Origin of the sequence: Xylanimonas allomyrinae, assembly GCF_004135345.1 — a bacterium.
Taxonomy (GTDB): Bacteria; Actinomycetota; Actinomycetes; order Actinomycetales; family Cellulomonadaceae; genus Xylanimonas; species Xylanimonas allomyrinae.
The window spans coordinates 2,968,451-2,989,569 of record NZ_CP035495.1 but is presented as its reverse complement, the minus strand read 5'-3'; the positions used below and the strand labels follow the sequence as shown (position 1 = coordinate 2,989,569).

Here is a 21,119-nt window from a genome sequence, read left to right as displayed (position 1 = left end):
CGCGACCGCGCGGGGCGCCGGGCTGCACGCCCCTGGCGGAGCACCGCGAGCGCCCCGCCTGTCGCAACCGCTCCACGCCTGGTTTGATGCCCGCATGAAGCCGGAGTCCGCCGAGTCCTACTACGCGCGCGTCGCCGCCGCGACCGACGACGACGGACGCCTGCCCGTCGTCGACGGCAGCGCGATGACCTGGGACATCTTTCCCTTCGAGGCCGCAGGCCTGCGACTCAAGCCGCTCCAGCCGATGGCCGACACCGAACCGCCACGGCGGGGAGAGGACCCGGCGACATGCTGGTGCGCCACGCCCGGCGCCGAACGGCCCGGCACGATCTGGCGCAACGACCGGTGGGTGCTGCGCCTGGTCGAACCGTCGAGCCTGCCGCTGACGCTCTTCCTCGAACCGGTCGCGCACCACGACCTCACGGGGCTGACGTCCGAGCTGGCCGCCGAGCTGGGCCAGCTCGTCGTCTCGGTCAGCGGGGCGCTGGAGGCGCTGCCGAGCGTCGGGCGCGCCCACGTCGCCAAGTACGGCGACGGCGCCGCGCACCTGCACATGTTCCTCTTCGGGCGGCCCGCGCGCGTGCCGCAGCTGCGCGGCTCACCGCTCCAGGACTGGTCGGAGTGCCTGCCGCCCGTGCCCGCCGACGTGCTGCACGCCAACGCGGCCTACGTGGCCGGCCGCGTGGCCGTCGACATGGGCGGCGAGACGGTCGCCCCCACCGCGGGTTCCTGAACGACGCGCCTCAGCGCGCCGCCGTGAACCGCGCGCTCTCCAGCCAGTCCACGACCATGCCGATCGCCCGGTCGTGGCCGATGACCGCCGACGTGCGGTCGGGGTAGCGCACGCTGTACGGCAGACCGTGACCCACGGCGGCGGCCAGCACCTGCGGCGATGCGGCGGGGGCCACCGTGACCAGGGTCTCGTAGACGAGCGGGACCGGGTCACCGCCCGACGCGTCCCCGCCGGTCCACGCCGTCGAGACGCGGAACACGCCCCGCACCGAGTACCCGACCCAGCGCGCGTGCGGATCGACGCACAACCGGTCGCGCTCGTCCGCGTCGGTCCGGCGGCCCTCCGGGTCGGAGCACGCGCGAGCGTCGATCGCCTCCATGTGTGCGGCCTCCCTGGGCACGGACGTCCTCGGAGTCTCGACTGTGCCGTACGACGGCGCCCGGGTCATGGGGACTTCGGTCCCTTCGGGCGTGACGTTGTGCCCGAGAGGGGCGGGCGCCGTTCCTGCCGGGCAATGCCACGCCTGCCGCGCGCGCGGCGCTCGACCCCTTCGATCAGGACGCGACTCGCCGAAGCACCATGTGCTTGTCTGCTCTCCAACGCTGATCAAGGTTGTCGGTGAATGCGATCGACAGAACCGAGTAGCCTTCGGTGCCCGTATAGGCGCGCAGGGACCTCCCGTGCTCCCGCTGCTCGACGGCGTACTCCCACGCCCAGTTTCTGTGATCTGCGGAATTTTTCTGGTCCAACTCAACGAAGTACTCGCCCGGAGGAAGAACCGTGAGCGAGATCTGAGTGCACTGTTTGTGGTGGATAAATGCATCGACGGCAACGTTGTGGAACGTTGAGTCCGACCTGTTGCTCACCACCACGCCGAACGCCAGCGGTTGACTCTGACGGTCTGAGACCGCCCAAGCAGACAGCTTCGACGCCTGGTGCTTGGATGCACGATCCTCTTCAGTCTCACGGCGACGTCGATCCAGGACCAACTGTCCGCCCGCGAAGAAGACCGCGGCCGTTGTCACCCATGTCGGAGCATCTCCTGCCCACGCTGGCCAACTCATCACGCCACTCCAATCACGCTTCTGGCCTCCCGAAGCGAAGCCTCGACCACCACCACGACACGCGAGTGCGCTCTTCGGCGCACACCGATGGCCTGGTTGCAAACGTTCGCCATGTTCGCAGGTGTGCTCCGAGTGCGTCCGTGGAGTGTCGCAATCTGATTCGCCTCACGCATGCGGCTTCGGCGCGGCGGGCCCGCTTTGTCACCCGGCACGACGACCCCCTACCGTCGGAGCGTGACCACCCACGTCGTGCTGCTGCGCGCCGTCAACGTCGGCGGCACCGGCAAGCTCCCCATGGCCGACCTGCGGCGGATCGCTCTGGAGGCCGGGTACACCGGCGTCGAGACCTACATCGCGAGCGGCAACCTGCTCCTGGAGTCCGGCGCCGCCGGCCCCGAGGGCGAGACCGCCGTGGCGCACGCGCTCGAGGCCGCGCTCGAGGCGTACGCGGGCGGCCCCGTCGGCGTGCTGGTGCGCGGCCCCGCGGAGCTGCGGCGGGTGCTCGACGCGAACCCGTTCCCCGCCGAGCCGGGCAACCGCGTGGCCGTGCTCTTCCTGCCCGGGGCACCGCCGTCGGACGCACTGGAGACCGTCACCCGCGCCGACGACGGCGAGCAGGTGCGGCTCGGGGAGCGTGCGCTGTACGTGCACTACCCGAACGGGATGGGGCGCTCCAGGCTGCGCATCCCCGCTGCCGCACGGGGCACGGCCCGCAACCTCAACACGGTCGCGGCGCTCGTGCGGCTCGCCCAGGCGCGCCCGGGCTGAGACGGCCCGTCAGCGGCCGAAGACCCTCGCGAGGAATCCCGTCGGGGGTGCGTCGTCGTGGCCGCCGCACCACTGCCCGGCCGGTATCTGCGCCTTGACGGCGTCGACGTGCTCGCCGCAGCCAGCCCAGGTCGTCTTGCCGCAGGTCGCGCAGGGGGTGGGGTAACACACAGGAGTCTCCTTCGGTCGTGGGGTTCGGTGCGTCGCGCCCGGTCAGGCGAGCATGAGGAAGAGTCGTTCGAGCTCCTCCGGGGTGAGGCGCTCGGTTTCGGCCGCGTCGCCGGGCTCCGCGAGGCAGTCGCGCATCGCCGTCGAGACGATCGTGAACCCCGCGCGGTCCAGGGCACTGGACACCGCGGCGAGCTGCGTGACGACGTCGCGGCACGAGCCGCCGCGCTCGACCGCCGCGATGACGGCGTCGAGCTGACCACGGGCACGCCGCAGCCGGTTCAGGATCCGCTTCTGGGCCTGGGCATCGGGGGTCATCGGACCAGCACCTCCTGGGGGCGTCGTCGCGGACGAGGCGGTCCGCCGCGGCCGCGCCGAGGGCGGCGCGCAGCGTCAGCATGCCGCCCGACAGCGACGCCGAGTCGAGGCCCGCCTGCGCGAGCACGCGGTGGGCGATGTGGGCGCGCACGCCCGACTGGCAGATGACCCGCACGGGCCGACCCGCGGCGTCGTCGCGCACCTCGTCGAGCCGCTCGCGCAGCTCGGTGTGCGGCACGTTGAGCGCGCCCGGCAGGTGCCCGGTCGCGAACTCGGCCGGGGACCGCACGTCCAGCACCAGCGACGACGCGACGACGTCGTCCAGGTCCGCGGCGTGCCACAGGCGCAGGGTGCCGTCGAGCACGTTGGCCGCGACCATGCCGGCGAGGTTGACCGGGTCCTTCGCGGCGCCGAACGGCGGGGCGTAGGCGAGGTCGAGGTCGATCAGGTCCTCGATCGTGAGCCCGCCGCGGATCGCCGTGGCGAGCACGTCGAGACGTTTGTCCACACCGTCCTCCCCTGCGGCCTGGGCGCCCAGGATGCGTCCGTCGTCGTCGAAGTGGACGACGAGGTGCACGGCCGTGGCGCCCGGGTACCACCCGGCGTGCTGCTGCGGGTGCAGGTGGATGGTGTGGTGCGCGACGCCCGCGCTCGCCAGCTCCGCGCTGCGCGCGCCGGTCAGGCCCGCGGCGAGCCGGCCCACGCGCACGACGGCGGTGCCGAGCGCCGTCGGGAGCGGCCGGGCGCGCTCGGGGCGCAGGATCGCGTCGGCGACCTGGCGCCCCGCCCGGTTGGCCGGGCCGGCGAGCGGCACCGGGCGCCGCGCCCCGGTCGTGGCTGCTGTGGACACGACGGCGTCACCGGCGGCCCACACGTGCGGGAGGCTGGTGCGGCCGTGGTCGTCGACGACGATCGCGCCGCCTTCGGTGGCCACACCGGCGGCCGCGAAGACCTCGGTCTCGGGGCGGACGCCCACGGAGAGGACCACGAGGTCCGCCTCGATGCGGGTGCCGTCGTCGAGGACGACGACGGCCGGGTCCGGGCGGCCGGGTGCGGGGACGCTCTCAGGCGCCGAGGCCGTCGTGAGCCCGGTCGCGCGGACCCCGGTGCGGACCGTGACCGCGAGACGGGCCAGCTCCTCGGAGACGAGGGCGGCCAGCTCGGGCTCCAGCGGGGGCAGCACCTGGGGGGCGGCCTCGACCAGCGAGACCTGCATGCCTGCCGCGGCGAGCTGCTCGGCGGCCTCCAGGCCGATGAACCCGGCGCCCAGCACCACGGCGCGGCGGGCGCCGGCGTCGACCCAGCGGCGGATGGTGACGGCGTCGGGCACGGTGCGCAGCGTGCGTACGCACGGCGCGTCGAGTCCGGGCAGGGGCGGGCGCACCGCGCGCGCGCCCGGGGCCAGCACGAGCGCGTCGTACCCGATCGACTCCTCGCCGTGCGGCGTGCGGACCCGCACGGTGCGCGCCTCGGCGTCGAGGCCGATCACGTCGTGCCCCGTGCGCACGTCGAGGCGGAGCGCGGCCTGCAGCGAGGCGGGGGTCTGGACGAGCAGGCCGTCGGCCGAGGGGATCTCGCCGCCCACGTGGTACGGGAGCCCGCAGCCGGCGAAGGAGACGTGCTCGCCGCGTTCGAGGACGACGATCTCGGCGGACTCGTCGAGGCGGCGCGCTCGGGCCGCGGCACTCATTCCGGCGGCGACACCGCCGACGATGACGATCTTCATGCAAGCAGTATACCCCCCAGGGTTTATACCGTGGGGGGTATTACCCGGAAAAGTCAGATCACCCGCAGGAACACCGGGTTCGACTGCCAGAGATGGCTCGTGCGGACGGTCTCACCCGGCCGCGTGGCCTCGATCTGGCGGCCACCGCCGAGGTAGATCGTCACGTGACCCGGCGACCAGATGATGTCGCCCGGCCGCGCGTCCGCTCGCGAGATGCGCTGCGTGAGCGCCGAGTCACGGATGCGCGTCGACTGGTGCGGCAGGTTGACGCCGATCTGGCGGAAGACGTGGACGAGCAGCCCCGAGCAGTCGAACCCGACCGCCGGGTTCGAGCTGCCGAAGACGTAGGGCACGCCGATGTACCGCATCGCGATGCTCGCGGCCGCCGAACGCGCCCCGGTCACAGGGGCCGGGCGCTCCGCGGTGCGCGAGGCGGCCGCCGCGCGGGCCGGCTGCGGGCGCGGTGCGGGCGGCGGCGGCGCGGGCGTGACCTCGATGGTCGCCACGACGTCGTCGTCCTCCATGCGCTCGACGTCGATGCGCGTCTGCTCGGGCACGACGACCGTGGGCGCCGCGCTCAGCGCGACGACGGCCTGCTCGGTGAGCTTCTCGACCCGCGTGGCGAGGTCGAGGGACTCGCCCCGGCCGCCGCCTGCGCGCGCCTCGGCCAGGCGGATCGCGTCGGAGGCCGCACCCGGTCCGTCGGCGGTGACCGCGGGCAGGGACTCCAGGCGCAGCCCGGCCTCACCGGAGGTCTCCCCCCGAGCGGCTCGGCACCCGCGGGCGCGATGGCCGAGAACGCGATGCCCCCGGCCGTGGCGACGACGACGGCACTGCGCCCCGCCCCCCTGGGAGCCTCGACGGCGACGGCACGGATCGCGCCGGTCAGGGTCGACAGCGGGGCGCGCTCGACGCGGTGGCGTGCGGTGTGGCGTGAGTTCACGGAAATCCTCGATGCCGCAGATCGGGAAAGGGTGCGGCAGGCGGCGTGCAGTCCCACGCCATTCGTGTGCCCCGACCGTAGGCAAGGGTGGTGGGGTCCCCGCGAACCGATGGCGTATCCCGATCGCTGGCAAGTCGATGATCGACCGTTGACCCCTCCCAAACCCGCTCATGACTCCCTTGGCTGGGGAGGGGTGGCCGGTCGGCAGTCCGTCGTCAGGTCGGCCGCCCGGGCTGCCGCGCAGACGACGGACTGCCGACCTGACCGGGGGTCAGGGCAGGAGGGTGTGGAGGGCGGCGGCGAACTCCTCGGGCTTGCCGTGCTGGCCGTACTCGCCGCCCATGAAGGCGCCGTGGTCGCCAGGGAGCTCCACCACCGGGAGGTCCAGCTCCTCGGCCAGGGCACGCGCCGCGCGGGCGGCCATCGTCCCGCCCGACTCGGCGCCCACCGCGGGGACGATCTGCGTCGACGCCGCACGCACGGCCGCGAAGGCGGGCACCCAGTGCTGCATGGTGCGCATGTTGACGCCCAGCAGGGCGTCGCCGCGCACGCCGTCGTCGGCCGTGGGCAAGCCGAACTGCGCCGGGTCCGGGGCCGGCAGGTCGAGGAAGTCCGGGGTCAGCTCGCCCTGCGCCGAGACGAGCACGAAGAACTTCGCCATCGCGGCGCCGAACCCCCGCGACTCGTATGTCACGTGCACGTCGTCCATCGCCGCCGCGACCACGTCGCCGTCGGGCAGCACCGGGGCCAGCGGCGGCTCGTGCAGCACCGCGCGCACCAGGTCGCGCGGGAACTGCTGCACCCAGGCCAGCCCGTCGACGGCGCCGCCGCTGTTGCCGAAGAAGTCGTACGGCCCCAGCCCCACGGCCTGCCCGATGGCGTGCAGCGCCACACCCCGCGTCAGCGGGTCCGGGTGGTGACCGGGCGTGATCGTGCTGCGGTCCATGCCGGGCGGGTCGTAGGTGACGACGGTCCGGTCGGCGAAGTGGCTCACGAGCGTGGCGAACCCGGCGGCGCCCATGGGGCTGCCGACCACGAACAGCGGCCGGGCAGCCGAGGGCTCGGCGGGCACGTGGACGTCGTAGGTCAGGACGGCTCCGGGGACGTCGAGGGTGACGGTCTTCGTGGCGGGCACGGCAGGCTCCTTCGGGTGGGACGGGGAACGGTGCGGTAGACCGCGGCGCGATGCTGGACTCATCGTCACCCCCACGGCCCTCGGCCGCAGGCCCGGCCGTCACGTACGCCGCCGGGCAGGCAGCGCCGGTACCCGCTGCCGGGTGCCGGGCGCTCGCCGCGGCGTCGTGCGCGTCCGTAGGATCGATTCGACCCTGACGGCCACAGCCCGCGGGCACCCCGACCGCCCGCCGCCTGCGCGGGCACCATCCCCCGCCGGGAGGCACCCTCGTGACCGTGACACCCTCGCAGACCTCCCCGCCCGGCACCTCCGGTCCAGGCATCGTCGACCCGCGGCGCGCGACGGTGATCCTCGTCGCGATGGCCGTCTCGACGTTCCTGTTCGTGCTGGTCGAAGGCCTGCCGAGCGGCCTGCTCACCATGATGGCGCCCGACCTCGGCACGACGACGTCGCGCATCGGCCTGCTTGTGACCGGCTACGCGCTCGTGGTGCTCGTCGCGACGGTGCCCCTCGCGCACTGGACCAAACGCATCCCACGCCGGTGGGTGCTGTCGGCCACGGTGGGGCTGGCCGCCGTCGCGACGCTGTGGGCCGGCCTGGCCGGCAGCTACGAGTCGGTGCTCGCCGCCCGCCTGGTCACGGCACTCGCCCAGGCGCTGTTCTGGGTGGCCGTGATCCCCGGAACCCTCGGTCTGTTCCCGCCGCGTGTGCGCGGGCGCGTCATGGCGCGCCTGGCGCTCGGCAACTCGCTCGCCCCCGTGCTCGGCATCCCGGCCGGCACGTGGCTCGGCGAGCACACCACCTGGCGGGCCGCGTTCTGGGCGGTCGCGGCCCTGTCGCTGGTGATCTTCGTGATCGTCATCGTGCTGTTCCCGACGGTCAAGCCGTCGGAAGGCGGGGCCTCGCGCGCCCCGTTCCCGAGCCGGCGCCGCCTCGGGTTCCAGCTCGTGGCGACGGCGCTCATCGTCACCGGGGCGTTCGGGCTCATCACGTTCGTGACCCAGCTCCTGCAGGACGTCGCGGGGTACGCCCGGGCCGACATGCCGTGGCTGCTCGCGATCCAGGGCGGTGCGGGCGTCGTCGGCGCGCTCGTCGTGGGGCGGGTCCTCGACCGGCACTCGTGGGGGTCGCTCGCCACGGCGATCGCCGTGGTCACCGTCGCGCAGGTCCTGCTGTGGGCGTTCAGCCCGAACCACCTGGCCGCCGTCGCGGGCCTGATCCTGTTCGGCGGAGCGTTCGCCACCATCCCGCCCGCGCTGTCCCACCGCGTGATGCTGGTCGCCCCGGGATCCACCGACATGAGCGTCGCGGTGTCCTCGGCCACCTTCAACCTCGGCATCGCGGCCGGGTCGGGCCTCGGCGCGGCCCTGACGGCGACGGTCGGCGTGCGCGCGGTGCCCCTCATGGGTTCCGGGCTCGCGCTCCTGGCGCTCGTCGCGGTGATCGCGGAGAACCGCTTCAACCCACCCCTGCCGGCACACCGCCAGGCCATCGACGACGCCCTCACCGCGGAGCCACGGTGATCGCCGACGACGCCCGGTGCCCGTGCCTGTCCGGGCTCCCGTTCGGCGAGTGCTGCGCGCCCGTCCTGCGCGGCACACGGGTCGCGGCCACCGCGGAGGCGCTCATGCGGTCGCGGTACAGCGCGTTCGCCGTGGGCGACGTCGCCTGGCTGCGCGCCTCGTGGCACCCCGGCACCCGCCCGGCGACGCTCGACCTCGACGACGACGTCGCCTGGCGCCGCCTCGACATCCTCGCGGTACACGCAGGCGGACCGTTCGACGACGCAGGCGAGGTCGAGTTCGCGGCGTCGTGGCGCAACCCGGTCACGGGCGAGCGGGGGCGCCTGCACGAGAGGAGCCGGTTCGTGCGCGAGAACGGCCGATGGCTCTACGTGGACGGCGACGTCGCCACCTGAGCCGCGGGTTCCGGCACCACCCGGTACCTCAGGCAGGTGCGCGCACCGACCTCCTGGACGCTCAGCTTCTCCAGCCGTGCGGGCGGGTCGCCGTCGAACAGGCGCAGCCCGCCGCCGAACAGGATCGGCATGACGTCCACCGCGAGCTCGTCGACGAGCCCCGCCGCCAGGAGCTGGCGGAACACGTCCGCGCCGCCGATGAACGTCACGTCCCGCTCCCCTGCCGCCTCGACCGCCTGCCGCACGGCGGCCGGGACGCCGTCCGTCACGAAGGTGACCCACAGCCGCTCGTTGCGTGCAGGCGCGACCTGCGGCGGGGCGTGCGTCACGACGAAGACCGGCACCTGGAACTCGTAGTCCACGGCATAGCTGTCCGGGTCCGCGGCAAGGTCGAACGTGCGCCGGCCCATGAGCACCGCACCCGTCTCGGCCTGCAGCGCCCGCATGTACGCGCTGTCCCTCAGCTCGGCGTGGTCGGCGTACAACGCCTCGAACCTGCCCGCCGAGTCCTGCATGAACCCGTCGAGCGACACCGTCGCCCCCGCGACCACCTTGGCCATGACGCCCTCCCCGCGCTGCCTGACGATGCCTCGTCTGGGCACCGACCCGTCCGGGCACCGCCTTTTCGGGCACTGCCGGTGCGGGCACTGCCCGTCCGAGCCCGTCCGAGAGCAAGACCGGGTCAGGCTCCGCGAATCATCGGTCCTCCCTGCCGTTCCGCGGTCCCTCCCCCACGAGTCGGGCGAACGCGCTGAGTTGCGCCAGCGCCGCCGGCGTCGTCGGCAGGTGGTCGAGCAGGGCCGGGCTCCACACGAGCCAGGCGGCCCACTGCGCGCGCGAGATCGCCACGTTGAGCCGGTTCTTCATCAGCAGGAACTCCATGCCGCGCGGCACCTCACCCGCGTCGGACGCCGCGAGGGTGACGATCGCGACCGCGGCCTCCTGACCCTGGAACTTGTCGACGGTGCCGACGCGCGCCGCACCCAGCCTCGCACCGTCGAGCGCCGCCCGCACGCACAGCACCTGCGCGTTGTAGGGGGTCACCACCACGACGTCCGCCGGCGTCAGCGCACGCCCTGTGTCCTCGGGCCCGGTGCGCCACCACCGGCCGACGACGGAGCGGACGATCTCGACAACGGCCTGCGCCTCCTCGGGCGACTCGGTCGACCGCCCCGCGTGCCGCACCGGGTGGACGTGCAGGCCCGGCGTGACGCCGTCGAGCGCGCGCAGCGACGCCGTCGGGTGCGAATGCAGCCGGCCCTCGTAGGACAGCTCCGACACGGGCTGCGAGACCGCCGGATGCATACGGCGGCTCGCGGCGAGGAAGTAGCCCAGCCCGGTGGGCAGCACGTCGTGCCCGTCGGCGAGCCAGCCCAGCGCCGAGGTGTCGACCGGCTCCGGATGCGTGCCCTGCGACACCTGCGGAAGCTGCTGCGGGTCGCCCAGCAGGAGCAGGTTGCGTGCCGCGACAGCCGCGGCGATCGTCGTGCCCAGCGAGTACTGCCCCGCCTCGTCGACCACGAGCAGGTCGAGCGAGCGCCGCCCGACGCGACCCGGGTTCGCGAAGTCCCAGGCAGTGCCGCCCAGCACGAACCCGCTGGTGGCGCGCTCGGCGCAGAACTCGGCGTACCGCGTGCGCGGCACCGCGGTGAACGCCGGGCCCGCCTCCGGGTCGTTCGGCTCCTTGCCCACCAGCGCCGGGTCGAGGCCCGCCCGCACGACGCCGTCGAGCACGTTCTCCACCACCGCATGGGACTGCGCGACGACGCCGATCCGCCAGTGGTACCGCTCGACGAGGGTGCGGACCACGTGTCCGGCCAGGTACGTCTTGCCCGTGCCGGGCGGACCCTGCACGGCAAGGTAGGAGTCGTCGAGGTCGCGCAGCGTCGCCACCACGGCCCCGTGGAGGTCGTCCTCGCCGTCGGGTCCGGGGCGTACCGGCGCGAGCCCGCCCGCGCGCGTGCGCGGGGCGGCACGGCGCAGCAGGTCGACGACGGCGTCGCGCGGCCACACCGCGGCGGCCAGGAGGCCGCTCTCCGGGGACGGTCGCGATGCGGGCGCGCCGACGGCCGACCCCACCGGCGCCGGGGTGCCGGCCGCGAGCGGCGTCGTCTCCGCAGGTGCCGCCGCCTCCCGGCGTCCCGCAGGCCCGACCCCGCCGACGCTCGCAGGCCCGACCCCGCCGACGCTCGCGGGTTCGACCGCGTCCGCGAGCGCCGTCGCCCACTCGGCGATGGCCCCGACCTGTGCCCCCGCGTTCGGCGGCGGGCCGGGCGTCAGCGCGCTCGGCGTGTCCGCGTGCCCCTCGGCGCCTTGGGGCAGTGTCTCGGTGACGACCACGGTGGCGTCGTCGATCACCTCGGTCACACCCACTCCCCGCGCCGAGCGCGCGCCTGGGTCGGACGCGGCGTCGGGGTACGGGCCCGGGTCCTCGTAGAGCAGGTATGGGCGGGAGCCCACGACGGGGCGGCTGCCGGGCCCCCACTCGCCCCGCAGTTCCAGCACGCGCCGGTCGGTCCGCTGACCCTTGTCGCGGAACCAGTCGCGCAGCACGCGCACGCCGTCGACGCGCATGACGTCACGCGTGCCTTCCCAGTCGGCGAGCGGTTCGACGAGCCGTGAGAAGTGCCCCCACCAGAACGACTTCTGCTCGCGGCGGTGGTAGTCGATCGCCGCGGCGGCGAGGCCGAGCGCACGCTGGTCGGCGGTGCGGTGCGGGTCCATCGGGTCGCCCGCGAGCGCCGCGAGGCGGGCCGCGAGCGGCGATGCCTCGACCTCGGGGCCGGGAGCGGCCTCGGCCTCGGGTGCGGGGCGGACGCCGTGCTCGTGCGCGAGCCGCAGGAGCCAGTCGCGCAGCCGGAGGGTCGAGCGGCAGTCGTACGTGTTGTAGTCGGCGATGGCGTCGAGCAGCGCCCGACCCTGGGCGGCGTCGCCGCGCTCGACGGCGGCGCGCGCCGCGGCGTACTCGTCGATCGACGCGGCCGCCGTCTGTACCTCGCCGGCCCGCAGGTCGTCGCCCATGTAGAGCGGTTCGAGCTTCTTGATGGAGTAGGACCGGCTGCCCACGCGCACCGTGCGCCGCACCACGGGGTACAGGTCGACGAGCACGTGCTCGCGCAGCACCTGGTCGACCTCGTGCTCGCCGACGCCGTGCCGGGCCGCGAGCGCCAGCAGGTGGGTGCGCTCGTAGGAGGCGTAGTGGTAGACGTGCAGGCCGGGGTGCCGGCGGCGTCGTTCGCGCAGGTAGTCGAGGAACCCGAGCAGCGCCTGCTTCTCCTGCTCGAAGCTGTGCGCCCACCACGCGCGGAACGTGCCGTCGGCCTCGACGAGCCCGAACAGGTAGTCGAGCCCCCAGCGCGTCCCGTCGCCCTCGGTGTAGAGGGGGTCGCCCTCGAAGTCGAAGAACACGTCCCCGGCGTCGGGTTCGGGGATCACGGCCAGGCCGCTCGCGTCGACCACGCGCACGGCGGGGGCGGGGTGGCTCCCTGCCGCCTTGCCGGCCTCGCGCTCGCTCTCGACCTGGAGCGCGGCCTGCTCACGCAGCCCGGCCAGCGTCGTCACGGCGATGCCCTCGACGGGGCCCGTCGACGCCGCCAGCGCGTCGATGGTCGTGACGCCGGCCTGGGCGAGGCGGTCGCGCTGCCCGCGGCGCAACCCGGCGACGAGCAGCACGTCGCGGTGTGCGGTCGCCTCGGCGTCGCACACGGTGCAGCGACCGCACACCGCCCAGCGCGGGTCGCCCCATGCGGCAGGCCCGGGATCGGCGAGGTGCGTGGTCACGAGCCGTTCGAGGTGGGCGCGCCGCAGCCGGTAGACGGGTTCGACGTCGGCGAGCCGGTGGGTGCTGACCGTCCCGTCGCCGAGGATGAGGTCGACGTCGTCGTCCACCGGCACGCCGAGGGCTCGCAGTCGCACCGCGTAGGCGGCGAGCTGGAGCAGCGCGGTGACGCGTGCGTGCCGCGCGAGCTTGGAGTCCTGGATGCGGTATCGCCCGTCGGGCCGGCGCACGACGAAGTCGGCGAACCCGACGAACCCGGGCCGCGCCGGCCCCTGGCCGCTCTCGTCCGCGCCGCCCGGTGGCTCGGCGAACACCGCCTGGTAGACGACGTCGGCATCGGCCGCGAACGCGGCGCGCGTCGCGTCCACCGCCGCGGCGACGGCGTCGGGATCGTGCAGCGCGGGCCGTTCGACGGTGACGACGCCGCCACGGCCGGCCGAGGCCCGGCGCGCGGCGCCGAACTGCTCCTCGTAGTCGCGCAGCACGCGCACCTCGTGCTCGGTGCCGAGCGTCGCCGTGCGCGCGAGCATCGGGTCCGGTGCGGCCGTCTGTTCGGCGAGCCGTCCGAGCCGCGCGTCGAGCGTGCGCAGGAAGGCCAGCTCGCAGGTCGCGGCGGCCGTGAGGTCGCTCGCGGACAGCACCAGGCCGACGTCGGTCAGGTACATGCGCCACACCGGCCGGGCACGCACCGAGATTTCGTGCGGACGTCATCTGGAGGTCGCCCGCCCGCCACCGCGGCATGGCTACCGTCGGGTGGTCGGACAACTCTCGAAGGGACCACGATGACCCTCACTCTCACGCTCGTACGGCACGGGCAGACGCACTTCAACGCTCGATCGATCTTGCAGGGATCCTCCAACTCGCCACTGACACGCACGGGGCGCGCGGGCGTGCGCACCACGGCCCGCCACCTCGCGGCGTCGGACTTCACCGCGGCCTACGCCTCGCCGTCGGGCCGCGCGGTCACGACGGCCGTCGAGATCCTGCACCACCACCCGGACCTGCGGCTGCAGGTCGACACGGACCTGCGCGAGCTCGACTTCGGCCGGTTCGAGCGTCGCCCCGAGCGCGAGCTCGAGGCCGTCGAGCCGTGGTCGCGGCTCGTCCCGGCGGTGCTCGCCGGACACCACCCCGGGCTGCCGGACGGTGAGTCGGGTGCCGCGTTCATGAGCCGCGTCTCCGGCGTCTTCGAGCGCATCGCCGCCGCGCACCCCCAGGGCGAGGTGCTCGTCGTCGGGCACGGGCTCGCCCTGGCCGCGTACCTGTGGACGATCAGCCCGGGCCCGCTGGCCGTGCTGCCCAACGCCTCGGTGTCGACGGTGCGGGTCACCGACGGCGTGCCCGAGGTGGTCGAGGCCGGCCTCGACGTCGCGGGTCACGGTGGCCTGGCGGCACGCTCGACCTTGCCGACCGCGCCGACCTTGCCGACCACGCCCACCACCACGCCCACCGCCCCGGTCAGCGCCCCGCTTCCGGCCTGACGTCCTGCGGGTGGGCCGGGGCGCCGGGCTGTGGCTCGCCGCCCCGGCGTGCCCGCAGCACTAGCGCGACCGCGGCGGCCCCGACGAGCCCGCCGGCACCGTTGAGCACGACGTCCTGCACCGTCGAGACGCGCCCCGGGATGAAGAGCTGGGCGGTCTCGATGGCGACCGAGAACGCGGTCCCCGCCGCCGTCACGGCAGCCCAGACCGCCCCGAGCGACCACCGCCGTCGCGCGTGCGCGAGCAGCCAGGCACCCAGCACGCCGAACGGCAGGAACATCACGACGTTCGACGCCGCCTCGAGAAACCCGACGTCGATCTTCACCCCCGCCCGGCCCAGCGCGGCCACCACCGCCGCAGCCCACCCGGGCACGGAGGTCTGCTCGAGCTGCGGCCACAGCGTCAACCCGAGCACCGCAACGAGATACCCCGCCAGCACCCTCGACCCCCAACGCACGCCCCATACCTTAGGTCGGCGCTCCAGTTCGAGCCTCCGTCGAGCTGTTCGAGCACCCGGGCGCTCGAAGCTCCGGCGAATGCTCGAACTCACCGCCTACGCTGGCCCCGTGCTGCCTCCGTTCGCGTCTGACAACTACGCTCCTGCGCATCCCGAGGTGGTCGCCGCGATCGCGGCGGCCAACGACGGGTACGCCGTCGCCTACGGGGACGACCCCTGGAGCGCACGGCTCGGTGAGCGGGTCCGGGAGGTGTTCGGCACGGGCGCGACCGCGTTCCCGGTGCTCAACGGCACGGGGGCCAACGTCGTGGCGCTCATGGCGACGACGTCGCGCTGGGCCGGGGTGGTCGCCTCCGACGTCGCGCACATCCACACCGACGAGAACGGCGCCCCCGAACGCGTCGGCGGCCTCAAGCTGCTGACCCGCCCCACCACGCACGGCCGCCTCACGGTCGCCGACGTCGAGGCGTGGGCCGACGAGCTCGGCGACGTCCACCGCGCGCAACCCGCCGTGCTCACGCTCACGCAGGCCACCGAGCTCGGCACCGTGTACCGGCCCGACGACGTGCGCGCGCTCACCGAGGCCGCGCACGCCCTGGGCCTCGCCGTGCACGTCGACGGGTCGCGCCTGGCCAATGCGGCGGCGTTCCTCGGCACCGGGCTGCGGGAGCTGACCACCGACGTCGGCGTCGACATCGTCTCGCTGGGCGCCGCGAAGAACGGCGGCCTGCTGGGCGAGGCCGTCGTCGTGCTGGGCCCCGACGACGCGCCCACCCCCGGCGCGGCCGCCGCACGCCGGGCGGCGGCCGAGGCCGTGCCCTACCTGCGCAAGTCGACCATGCAGCTCGCGTCGAAGACCCGGTTCGTCAGCGCACAGCTCCTGACGATGCTCGACGACGACGCCGGGAGCCCCCTGTGGCGCCGCAACGCGACGGCCGCGAACGCCGCCGCGGCCCGCCTGCGCAGGGGCGTCGAGGCGCTCGGAGGCGACGTGCGCGTCACGCGGCCCACCGAGGCCAACGCCGTCTTCGCCACGCTCCCCCGCGGCGCGGCCGACCGGCTGCGCGAGCGGTCCCGGTTCTACGACTGGGCCGACGGCGAGTCCCCCGGCCGCGTCGAGGTGCGCTGGATGTGCTCGTGGGCCACCACCGACCGGGACGTGGACGGGTTCCTCGTCGCGCTCGCGGAGTCGCTCTGAGCCGGTGCCGCGGTCCCTCCCACAGGGGCGCGCCTCCGGTGACCGGGCCGCCGGGCGACGGCGGTGGACGTCGGTCCACGGCCCCGCCCCAGACGGGTTACCGTCGGTCCATGAGCCACGAACGCCACATCGCGTCCGCCTCCACCTTCGTCGCCGAGCCGCCCGAGCGCGTGTGGGCAGAGCTGCTGCACCCGGGTGCCCGCTGGGTGCTGGGCGCCAACATCGAGTCCGACTTCCAGGTCGGCAGCCCGGTCACGTTCGAGGGCCACTTCTTCGGCAGGCAGTTCGAGGACCACGGTACGGTGCTCGCGTTCGAGCGCCCGCGCCTGATGCACTTCACGCACTACTCGCCGCTGTCCGGTCTCCCGGACGTCCCCGAGAACTACCACGACATCCGCATCCTGCTGGAGCCGACCGACGGTGGCACCCGCATCCTCGTCGAGCAGCGCAACATCGACACCCCCGAGCACGCGCGCTCCAGCCGTGAGCAGTGGACCCAGGCCCTGACGTCGCTCGCCCACAGCGACGGGGCGCACCGGCGCTGACACGCCGCGGGTGCGGCCGCCGAGGCGTCCTGCACCGGCCGCCCCACCGGCCGCCCCACCGACCGCCCCACCGGCCGGACACGAGGGGTGCTCCCTCCCGTCCCCCGTGGTATCAAGCGGGATGGGAACCACCGCCGGCACCCTGCTCGTCACCCATCTGCGCGCCCAGGTCGCTGCGCTCGCCGCGGCCGAGTCCGACGTCGTCGCGGGCGGTCCCGAAGGGGTGCACGACGCGCGCGTCGCGATCCGCCGGGTACGCGCCGCGCTCTCCGAGATGCCTCGCCTCGTCGACGACGACGAGGTCGGCGACCTGCCGGAACGCCTGCGCGGGCTCGGCCGTGTGCTCGGGGAGCCACGTGACCTGGAGGTGCTGCTCGCCCGGATCGACGCGGCGGGCGACGACGCCGTCCGCCGCCGCGCGCACGCCACGCTGGACGCGCGGCTCGACCGTGCGCGGGCAGACGCGGTCGCGCACCTGGGGACCCCCGAGCACGCCCGGCTGCGTGCCGACCTGCGCGCCCTCGTCGCCCACCCGCCGCTGACCCGACGCACGCGGCGGCGGTGGGACGCCGAGCTGCCGCGCGGGACGCGGCGGGCGGCACGCCGGGTCGACCGGCGCGTGCGCGACGCGGCCCGGGCCGACGTCGGCGACCTGGACGACGCGCTGCACCGTGTGCGACGCGCCGCCCGCCGGGCCCGGTACGCGGCCGAGATCGTGGCGCGCGGCTCGGGCGAGGTCGCGCGCGAGGCGGTCGCGTCGGCACGCCGCTTCGAGCACGTGCAGGAGGTGCTGGGACGTCAGCACGACGGCGTCGTGCTGCGTCAGGCGCTCGCCCCGCTGCGCGCGGCCGCCGCCGAGGCGGGCGAGGACCCTGCTCCCTACGACGACCTGGCGCAGACCGACCTGGACCGTGCGACGCTCTCGCTCGCGGCGCTGGTGCTGTCGCCCTGAGGGGCGTCACGGCCTCTCGGTGGCCCCGAGGACGTCGAGCAGCCAGGCGTTCTCCTCCGCGATCTGCTCCCACCGCGCGTACCGGCCCGAGACGCCGCCGTGCCCGGCCGACATCTCGATGCGCAGCAGCGCCGGGGCGCCGGCGGCGCGCAGCCGCGCGACCCATTTCGCGGGCTCGACGTACAGCACGCGCGTGTCGTGCAGCGACGTCGTCGCGAGGATGCGCGGGTAGGCCGCGGCGCCGTCGGGGCCGGGTGGCACGTTCTCGTACGGCGAGTAGCCCTTGAGGTAGGCGTAGACGGCAGGGTCGTGCAGCGGGTCGCCCCACTCCTCCCACTCGGTGACGGTCAGCGGCAGGCTGGGGTCGAGGATCGAGGTGAGCGGGTCGACGAACGGCACGGCCGCGTGGATGCCCGCGAACAGCCCGGGTGCGAGGTTGGCCACCGCGCCCATGAGCAGACCGCCCGCGCTGCCGCCCTCGGCGGCGAGGCGCGTCGACGTCGTCCACCCGGTGTCGACGAGGTGCCGCGCGACGGCCACGAAGTCGGTGAACGTGTGGCGTTTCGCGAGCAGCTTGCCGTCGTCGTACCAGCGGCGGCCCAGCTCGCCGCCCCCGCGCACGTGCGCGACGGCGAACACGACCCCGCGGTCCAGCAGCGACAGGCGCGGCACCGAGAACCAGGGGTCGAGCGAGTACTCGTACGCCCCGTACCCGTAGAGGAGCAGGGGTGCCGGCTCGCGCACGTCGCGGCGCCGCACGAGCGAGATCGGGATCCGCGTCCCGTCGTCCGCGATCGCCCATTCGCGGCGCTGCTCGTACTGGGCCGGGTCGTAGCCGCCCAGCACGGGCTGGCGCTTGCGCAGGATGAGCTCGCCCGTCGTGAGCACCACGTCGTAGACGGCTCGGGGTGTCGTGAACGACTCGACGACGACGCGCACCAGGGGCTGGTCCGTCTCGGGCGAGGCGTCGAGCTGGACGGTCTCCAGCACGTTCCCGCCGGTGACCTCGCGCCACACGCCACGCCCTGCCGCACCGGGGGCGAAGCCGGGTGTCGCGCCGGGTGCGAGCAGCGCGTCGAGCGCGGCGACGGCCACGCGCGGTGTCGCGTCCCGCCGGTAGCTGAGGACGGCGTGCTCGGCGAACGCGTCGACCGCGTCGATCCGCACGTCGGGGTCGTGGGGCACGACGACGCGCGCGCCGTCCGCGAACGCGCCCGGCACCGACCAGCGTTCCCTCGGGCCGAGCGCGACGGCCGCGAGCTCGAAGTTCTCGGCTCCGTCGTTGTGGAGGATCAGCAGGTGGTCGCGCGAGTCCTCGACGCTGTACTCGACGCCCTCGCGGCGCGGCCAGACGGTGGCGGGAGTCGCTGTCGGCTCGTCGGCGGGGATCAGGCGCACCTCGCTGGTGAGCTTGGACGCGACCTCGACCTGCACGAACCGCCGGGAACGGGTGAGCCCGACGCCCATCCAGAACCGTTCGTCGGGCTCTTCGAGCACGAGCACGTCGTCGGCGACGGGTGTGCCGAGCCGGTGCCGCCAGGCGCGGTGGGGCCGCCACGCGTCGTCGACGGTGGTGTAGAAGACGTGCTCGCCGTCGGCGGCGAGCGCGACGCCGGGCGAGGTCCCCGGGATCTCGTCGGGCAGGTCGGCGCCGGTCGTCAGGTCGCGGAAGCGCAGCAGGTACCGTTCGTCGCCCTGGGTGTCGGTCTGGTAGGCGAGCAGCCGTTCGTCGGCGCTGATCTCGGTGCCGCCGAGCGCGAAGAACTCATGGTCGGCCGCGAGCGCGTTCTCGTCGAGCAGCACCTGTTCGCCGGGCGGTTCGGTGCCGGGTTCGAGGACGGGCGGGTCCCAGGCCGCCGGTCCGGGGGCCGCCGGCACGCGCGCGTGCACCGCGTACTGCCGGCCCTCGAGCGTGCGCGAGTAGTACCAGTGCCCGCCGAGCCGCACGGGGACCGACAGGTCGGTCTCGAGCGTGCGTTCCTTGATCTCGGTGAACAGCCGGTCGCGCAGCGGCGCCAGGTGCGCGAGCCGCGCGCGCGTCCACGCGTCCTCGGCCTCGAGGTGCGCGACGACGGCGGGGTCGTCCGCGTCGCGCAGCCACTCGTAGTCGTCGGTGACGGCATCGCCGTGGTGGGTGCGCGTCGTCGGCCTCCGCGGGGCACGGGGGGCGACGGTCGGCTCGGTCTCGGGGATGGTCGCGGGCTCGGGCACGCGGTCAGGCTACGCGGGGACGGGGACGTCGCGCGGCCTTCACCGACGGGTGACGGAGACGTTGTCCACGCGTGTGACCCAAGGGTGTATCGAACGTCACATCGGAACGTTACACTCGCGGCCACGCCCGGGCGTCTCGCCTGCATGGCCCGTTCAGTTCTGCTGAACTCCGTGCGGTGGACGTTCGGCGTTCTGGCGGGACCGACCCCTGCACCGATCCGACCACGGAGGGCCGATGACCACGGACCGACCGACCTTCGGGGACCCCCACGAGCCCCCGCCGCGCACCGCGGCGCCACGCCGTCCGCGCGCCCGCCGCGCACCGTGGCGACGCGTCCTGGCGGCCCTCGCTGCGGCCGCGGCGCCTGCGCTGATCGCCGCAGGCCCCGCGGCGGCAGCACCCGGAGACACCGGCTGCACGCCCGACGCCGTCGCGTGCGTCGCGGTGCTCGTGCTCGACGCCGACAACGCCCGCATCCCCGACGTGCACGCGACCGTCAGCGGGGACGGCTTCAGCGCCGACGTCGTCACGACCGCGGACGCCGTCACGTCCGTCGAGGTCCCCGGGCCGGGCAGCTACACCATCGAGATCGACCCGGCGACGCTGCCCGCCGACAAGCAGCTCCCCGCCGGCGCCGCGACGTCGGCCACGGTCACCGGGCAGGTCGGCTCGACAGCCCGTGCCGCGTTCCGCGTCGGCGCGGGCGCCGCCGCCCCGGCGCCGTCGCCGTCCGCGCCGTCGGCCACCGACCGCGGCCAGGCCGCCGACGACGCCCCCGCGGCCGACGGGACGGCGGAAGTACCCCAGGCCCCCGAGGGCGACGCCTCCGAGCGCGACCTGACCCTGGGCCAGGTGTGGCAGCAGGTCGGGTCCGGGCTGCGGTTCGGGCTGCTGCTCGCGCTCGCCTCGATCGGGCTCAACCTCGTCTTCGGCACCACGGGCCTGTCGAACTTCGCGCACGGCGAGCAGGTCACGTTCGGTGCCGCGCTCGGCTACCTGTCCATCAACGTCTGGGGGCTGCCCCCCTGGCTCGCCCTCCCGGCGGTGCTCGTCGCGTGCGGCGCCGCGGGCTGGGCGCAGGACGCGGGCATCTGGAAGCCGCTGCGACGGCGGGGCACACCCGTGATGCAGGCGATGATCGTGACCATCGGGCTGTCGATCGCCCTCCAGTTCCTCATCCAGATGATGATCGGCGGCAGGTCGCTGCGCGTGCTCTCGGGCAACCCCGTGCCGCTGCGCCTGGCAGGGGTCACGCTCAGCGAGGCGTCGTGGATCTCGATGGGGATCGCGGTGGTGTGCATCGCGGGCATCGCGTGGTGGCTCACCCGCACCCGCATCGGCCGCGCCACGCGAGCCGTGTCCGACAACCCGGCCCTGGCCGCCGCGACGGGTATCGAGCCCGATCGCATCATCCGGGTCGTCTGGGTCATGTCGACGTCGTTCGCCGCGCTGTCCGGCATCCTCATCGCCGTCTCGTTCGGTTCCTTCAACTGGTCGCTCGGCCTTCAGTTCCTGCTGCTGATGTTCGCCGCGGTGACCCTCGGAGGGCTCGGGACGGCTTTCGGAGCGCTCGTCGGGTCGCTCCTCATCGGCCTCGTCGTCGAGGTGTCGAACCTCGTGATCCCGAGCGACCTGCGCTACGCGTCGGCGCTCGTGATCCTCATCCTCGTGCTGCTGGTCCGGCCGCAGGGCATCCTCGGCCGCCGCGAGCGCATCGGCTGAA

General features: G+C 74.5%; 18 protein-coding genes and 1 pseudogene. 9 read left to right on the top strand and 10 right to left on the bottom strand.

The genetic code is table 11. The features are described 5' to 3' along the window. The first annotated feature begins 94 nt into the window (after positions 1–94). Positions 95–733, top strand: coding sequence for a hypothetical protein (locus tag ET495_RS13550; RefSeq protein WP_129205234.1), 639 nt, complete (start codon positions 95–97; stop codon positions 731–733). Between the two features lie 10 nt (positions 734–743). On the opposite strand, the gene ET495_RS13545 is transcribed toward ET495_RS13550, so the two are convergent. Together ET495_RS13545 and ET495_RS13540 are read right to left on the bottom strand one after the other, a co-directional pair. After that, positions 744–1,112: a hypothetical protein gene (locus ET495_RS13545; protein WP_129205233.1), complete on the bottom strand. Its 369-nt coding sequence runs from the start codon at positions 1,110–1,112 to the stop codon at positions 744–746. 175 nt (positions 1,113–1,287) lie between these two features. Continuing rightward, positions 1,288–1,758 carry a hypothetical protein gene (locus tag ET495_RS13540; RefSeq protein ID WP_129205232.1) on the bottom strand — a complete coding sequence of 157 codons (471 nt, stop codon included), beginning with the start codon at positions 1,756–1,758 and terminating at the stop codon, positions 1,288–1,290. Positions 1,759–2,031: 273 nt separating this feature from the next. Here ET495_RS13540 and ET495_RS13535 point away from each other — a divergent pair, with 273 nt between their 5' ends. Beyond that, positions 2,032–2,565, top strand: coding sequence for a DUF1697 domain-containing protein (locus ET495_RS13535; RefSeq protein WP_129205231.1), 534 nt, complete (start codon positions 2,032–2,034; stop codon positions 2,563–2,565). 213 nt (positions 2,566–2,778) lie between these two features. Here ET495_RS13535 and ET495_RS13530 read toward each other — a convergent pair whose 3' ends face one another. The 4 genes and pseudogenes from ET495_RS13530 to ET495_RS13515 all read right to left on the bottom strand — a co-directional run bounded on the left by ET495_RS13530 (position 2,779) and on the right by ET495_RS13515 (position 6,855). Continuing rightward, on the bottom strand, positions 2,779–3,051 hold the full coding sequence (locus ET495_RS13530) for a metal-sensitive transcriptional regulator (protein ID WP_129205230.1): 273 nt from the start codon (positions 3,049–3,051) through the stop codon (positions 2,779–2,781). Between the two features lie 31 nt (positions 3,052–3,082). Then, positions 3,083–4,777 (bottom strand): annotated as a pseudogene (locus ET495_RS13525) (FAD-dependent oxidoreductase); the annotation flags it as partial. 53 nt (positions 4,778–4,830) lie between these two features. Then, on the bottom strand, positions 4,831–5,805 hold the full coding sequence (locus ET495_RS13520; protein WP_129205229.1) for a C40 family peptidase: 975 nt from the start codon (positions 5,803–5,805) through the stop codon (positions 4,831–4,833). 186 nt (positions 5,806–5,991) lie between these two features. Next, positions 5,992–6,855: an alpha/beta fold hydrolase gene (locus tag ET495_RS13515; protein ID WP_129205228.1), complete on the bottom strand. Its 864-nt coding sequence runs from the start codon at positions 6,853–6,855 to the stop codon at positions 5,992–5,994. Between the two features lie 275 nt (positions 6,856–7,130). Between ET495_RS13515 and ET495_RS13510 the strand changes: the two genes are divergently transcribed. Then, positions 7,131–8,378 carry an MFS transporter gene (locus ET495_RS13510; protein WP_245993079.1) on the top strand — a complete coding sequence of 416 codons (1,248 nt, stop codon included), beginning with the start codon at positions 7,131–7,133 and terminating at the stop codon, positions 8,376–8,378. After that, a complete protein-coding gene (locus ET495_RS13505; RefSeq protein ID WP_129206044.1) occupies positions 8,378–8,773 on the top strand; it encodes a YchJ family protein in 396 nt (131 codons plus the stop codon). Before ET495_RS13510 ends, ET495_RS13505 begins: the two co-directional genes overlap by 1 nt. On the opposite strand, the gene ET495_RS13500 is transcribed toward ET495_RS13505, so the two are convergent. Beyond that, a complete protein-coding gene (locus tag ET495_RS13500) occupies positions 8,746–9,333 on the bottom strand; it encodes a dihydrofolate reductase family protein (protein ID WP_129205227.1) in 588 nt (195 codons plus the stop codon). The genes ET495_RS13505 and ET495_RS13500 overlap by 28 nt on opposite strands. Before the next feature lie 136 nt (positions 9,334–9,469). Continuing rightward, positions 9,470–13,216, bottom strand: coding sequence for a TM0106 family RecB-like putative nuclease (locus ET495_RS13495; protein WP_129205226.1), 3,747 nt, complete (start codon positions 13,214–13,216; stop codon positions 9,470–9,472). A 117-nt stretch (positions 13,217–13,333) separates the two neighbouring features. On the opposite strand from ET495_RS13495, the gene ET495_RS13490 reads away from it, so the two are divergent. Further along, complete coding sequence (locus ET495_RS13490) at positions 13,334–14,032, top strand: histidine phosphatase family protein (protein ID WP_129205225.1); 699 nt, start codon at positions 13,334–13,336, stop codon at positions 14,030–14,032. On the opposite strand, the gene ET495_RS13485 is transcribed toward ET495_RS13490, so the two are convergent. After that, the gene (locus tag ET495_RS13485; RefSeq protein WP_162616487.1) at positions 14,010–14,489 is read right to left on the bottom strand and encodes a VanZ family protein; all 480 of its coding nucleotides are present in this window, start codon (positions 14,487–14,489) and stop codon (positions 14,010–14,012) included. The two genes, ET495_RS13490 and ET495_RS13485, sit on opposite strands and share 23 nt — an antisense overlap. Positions 14,490–14,568: 79 nt before the next feature. Between ET495_RS13485 and ET495_RS13480 the strand changes: the two genes are divergently transcribed. The 3 genes from ET495_RS13480 (at position 14,569) to ET495_RS13470 (ending at position 17,184) form a co-directional block, all read left to right on the top strand. Then, a complete protein-coding gene (locus ET495_RS13480; RefSeq protein WP_129205223.1) occupies positions 14,569–15,687 on the top strand; it encodes a threonine aldolase family protein in 1,119 nt (372 codons plus the stop codon). 110 nt (positions 15,688–15,797) lie between these two features. Next, positions 15,798–16,232 carry an SRPBCC family protein gene (locus ET495_RS13475; protein WP_129205222.1) on the top strand — a complete coding sequence of 145 codons (435 nt, stop codon included), beginning with the start codon at positions 15,798–15,800 and terminating at the stop codon, positions 16,230–16,232. A 121-nt stretch (positions 16,233–16,353) separates the two neighbouring features. Further along, positions 16,354–17,184 (top strand): CHAD domain-containing protein, encoded by an 831-nt coding sequence (locus ET495_RS13470; protein WP_129205221.1) that lies wholly within the window; start codon positions 16,354–16,356, stop codon positions 17,182–17,184. Between the two features lie 6 nt (positions 17,185–17,190). On the opposite strand, the gene ET495_RS13465 is transcribed toward ET495_RS13470, so the two are convergent. After that, positions 17,191–19,395, bottom strand: coding sequence for a S9 family peptidase (locus ET495_RS13465; RefSeq protein ID WP_245993078.1), 2,205 nt, complete (start codon positions 19,393–19,395; stop codon positions 17,191–17,193). A gap of 235 nt (positions 19,396–19,630) precedes the next feature. Here ET495_RS13465 and ET495_RS13460 point away from each other — a divergent pair, with 235 nt between their 5' ends. After that, the gene (locus tag ET495_RS13460) at positions 19,631–21,118 is read left to right on the top strand and encodes a branched-chain amino acid ABC transporter permease (protein ID WP_129205220.1); all 1,488 of its coding nucleotides are present in this window, start codon (positions 19,631–19,633) and stop codon (positions 21,116–21,118) included. The last annotated feature ends 1 nt before the right edge of the window (position 21,119 follow it).